Annotated in this window: 1 protein-coding gene; it reads left to right on the top strand. The window is 70.1% G+C overall.

Going from position 1 to position 962, the window contains the following annotated elements; all coding sequences use genetic code 11:
• Positions 1–962: 13E12 repeat family protein (locus A5791_RS00285; RefSeq protein WP_067229084.1), on the top strand; the 962-nt coding region annotated here is incomplete at both ends.

The raw sequence follows: 962 nt of genomic DNA on the forward strand, positions 1-962 counted from the left end.
GAAGATCCCGCCGCACTGGGCGGCCCGCCGCATCAGGTGATCGCCGACTGGCTGCGCATCAGCCCCACCGAAGCCCGCCGCCGCATCCACGACGTCACCCAACTATCCCCGCGCAGCACACTGACCGGCCAACAACTACCGCCGGAACTGCCCGCCACCGCCGTCGCGTGGCGCCAGGGTGTGCTCGATGGCCAACACCTGCGGGTGATCCAGACTTTCATCCACGACCTTCCGCAGGACACCCCGGTGGCCATCGCGGAGCACGCCGAGAAGTTGCTTGCTCAGCACGCCGGCGAGCTGCGGCCCGACCAATTGCACAAAGCCGCCCACCGCGCCGCCGTGCTGATCAACCCCGACGGCAAATTCTCCGACCAGGACCGCGCCCGCCAACGCGGCTTCACCTTTAGCCCCCAACGCCGCGACGGGATGAGCCTGGCCAAACTGGTCGCCACCCCCGAACTGCGCGCCAACCTCGAGGCCTGGTTCGCCCGCTTCGCCGCCCCCGGCATGTGCAATCCCGAGGATCAAACCCCCTGCGTGCACGGCCCACCCAGCGACGAAGCCGCCGCCAAAGACCTGCGCAGCCACGCCCAACGCCACCACGACGCCCTCAACGCCCTCGTGCGCGGCCACCTCGGCGACCCGAAACTCGGCACCCACAACGGCCTACCCCTGACGGTGGTCGCGTCGACAACCCTGCGCGAACTCACCGCCGGGGCCGGGCACGCGGTCACCGGCGGGGGTACCCTGCTGCCCATCGCCGACCTGATCCGCATGGCCGCCCACGCCCACCACTACCTCGCCGTCTTCGACGACCACACCAACCGACCCCTGTATCTGGGGCGCACCCGGCGCATCGCCTCACCGGATCAACGCGTGGTCCTCTACGCCACAGACCGCGGCTGCACCCACCCCGGCTGCGACGCCCCCGGCTACTACAGCGAAGTCCACCACACCACAGA

The sequence above is a fragment of the Mycobacterium sp. 852002-51163_SCH5372311 genome, from assembly GCF_001667115.1.
Lineage (GTDB): Bacteria > Actinomycetota > Actinomycetes > Mycobacteriales > Mycobacteriaceae > Mycobacterium.